The 2,178-nt window shown below is 59.3% G+C and carries 3 protein-coding genes; all 3 read right to left on the reverse strand.

The window, feature by feature from the left end; translation table 11 throughout:
* Positions 1-1,293, reverse strand: a 1,293-nt coding sequence (locus tag EFQ99_RS34765; RefSeq protein ID WP_097603756.1) for an IS66-like element ISRle3 family transposase, incomplete at its 3' end; no start/stop codon positions are given.
* A 74-nt stretch (positions 1,294-1,367) separates the two neighbouring features.
* Positions 1,368-1,712: an IS66 family insertion sequence element accessory protein TnpB gene (gene tnpB, locus EFQ99_RS34770; RefSeq protein ID WP_003592504.1), complete on the reverse strand. Its 345-nt coding sequence runs from the start codon at positions 1,710-1,712 to the stop codon at positions 1,368-1,370.
* The gene (locus EFQ99_RS34775; RefSeq protein WP_024323553.1) at positions 1,709-2,095 is read right to left on the reverse strand and encodes a transposase; all 387 of its coding nucleotides are present in this window, start codon (positions 2,093-2,095) and stop codon (positions 1,709-1,711) included. Before EFQ99_RS34775 ends, tnpB begins: the two co-directional genes overlap by 4 nt.
* Positions 2,096-2,178: the final 83 nt, after the last annotated feature.

Below are 2,178 nucleotides of genomic sequence, written 5' to 3' on the forward strand. Positions count from 1 at the left end.
CAGAGCTTCGGCGAGTTTGGATTTTCCAGAGACCCGTGGCAGGGTCGCCTGCCAGAGAGTGAAGAGGTCACGGACGATCGCTGCGGAGATCTCCTGGCGTGCAGCGACACGAGCTTCAGGGCTTTGGCCGCGCACACGCTCCTCGATCTCCCATAACCTCGCCATACGCTCGACGGTGTCTGTAGCGACCTTCGAGCTCTTTGCGACATGCAACTCGTAGAACTTTCTCCGGCTGTGCGACCAACAGCCGGCCAGGATGGCGCTGTCATTGCCTCCATCTTTCCGGACGAGCTTGTTATAAGCGGCATATCCGTCGACCTGCAGGATTCCACGATAGCCGCTCAGGTGTCGTGCGACACACTCGGTGGCTCGACTGTCCTCGAAGCGATAGGCTACCATCGGTGGACCGCTGCCCCCAAAAGTCCGGTCATCCCTGGCATACGCCCATAGCCATGCCGTCTTCGCTGATCCGGAACCAGGTGCAAGTGTGGGCAAGGTCGTTTCGTCGGCAAAGATCCGTTCGGCCTTCTTGATCTCATCGAGGATGTAGTCGGCGAGGATATTGAGCTCGAACCCCAGCTTGCCCATCCATTGAGCCATCAGCTTGCGGTCGAGTTCGACCTTGTCGCGTGCGTAGATGGCTTCCTGGCGATAGAGTGGCAGCCCGTCGGCATATTTGGAAACGGCGATCTGGGCCAGAAGTGCTTCCGTTGGAATGCCACCTTCGATGATATGTGCCGGAGCCGCCGCCTGGACGACACCATCCTCGTTCCTAAAGGCATACTTCGGCCGGCGGGTGACGATGACACGGAACTTCGCTGCCACGACATCCAGCCGCTCGGAGACGTCTTCTCCAATCAGGATTTTGGTCTTACCTGCATGTTCTGGAAGCTCTTCCGGTTCGATCACGACCTCGACGCGCTCAAGATGAGGCGCAAAGCCCTTGCGTGGCCGCGGAGCGCGTTTGCTGTCCGCGCTACCGCGGCCTTTCGTGACCTGAGCCTTGATCGTCGCAATGCCGGTCTCGATCTCTTCGAAGACAAAGGCGTGCTGCTCGTCATCGACGGTGGATGATGCAAGCCTTTCCGAGCGTCGGCCAAATCGGGCGCGATCGAAAGCCTTCAGGATCTGCGTCAGCCGCTCGATGCGCTCATCGGCGTCCGCGTTGCGGGCCTCTAGATCGTCAACCTGCTTCTCCAAAGCCTCGACGCGGGCTGCTTTTGCGGCCATGGCAAGAACCATGGCTTTGAGAGCCTCTACATCATCCGGGAGCTCAATCTCGGGCCGCGTCATGGGTATGATCAGAGCATATTTTGCCGCGCTCCGCCCATGCTTTCAGGGACCTGATTCACTTCGCCGCAGCGGTTTTACCCAACAATCTCGGGAGGCTTCACCGGCGTGGATCGAACCCGCTTCCAGTCCATTCCGTCGACTAAAGCCAGAAGCTGGGCATGATTGAGCTGGACGCGATGATGGCCGATCCGGGGCCAGCAGAACTGGGCTTTTTCCAGCCGCTTCGCATAGAGGCAAACGCCGGAGCCATCCCACCACACGATCTTGACTCGGTCTGCTCTCTTGGCCCGAAAGACATAAAGTGCACCGTTGAACGGATCACTGCCAGCATCCCGTACCAGCGAAAGCAAGCTGTCCGGCCCCTTTCGGAAGTCGATGGGATGGCTCGCAAGAAAGACCTTCACGCCGGACGGGATCATGCCGACCGCACCGCTCGGATCACCCGCTGCAGGTGTGCTTCGCCGATATCTGCGTCGGCCCGGATAACGACGTCGCCGATGATAAGCTCGATCATCGCACGTGTGCCAATCGTCCCAGTCTCCGTCTGACCAGCCCGATCTTGCGAGGAGGATCGTTGTCCGTCACGAGCATCACGACGCCAGCCAAATAGCTGCGAGGGATGTATGCCGATGCGATGCGCAATGGCTGAGACGCTTGCGCCGGGCTCCATTGCCTCAGCCACAGCCCGCGCTTTAAAATCATCGGACCAGCGGCGCCGAAATTGCCGTGGGGCGCCCTCAAGCCGTTCCGGAACAGCCTCGATCATATGGAAGTTTCTAGTTCCAGAGCTAGGCGCAGACATAGAAGCTCACAGTTTGTGAATCGTCTGTCCGCAATACAGCGGCCAACGCTACTGACGCCAGATGGGGTCAGCTTGTCGCTTAC

The sequence above is a fragment of the Rhizobium vallis genome (assembly GCF_003985155.1).
GTDB classification, from domain to species: domain Bacteria; phylum Pseudomonadota; class Alphaproteobacteria; order Rhizobiales; family Rhizobiaceae; genus Rhizobium; species Rhizobium vallis.

Coding starts and splice junctions, on each gene's coding strand:
- tnpB (WP_003592504.1), bottom strand. CDS start 1,712: ATGATCCCGTCCGGCGTGAAGGTCTTTCTTGCGAGCCATCCCATCGAC.
- EFQ99_RS34775 (WP_024323553.1), bottom strand. CDS start 2,095: ATGTCTGCGCCTAGCTCTGGAACTAGAAACTTCCATATGATCGAGGCT.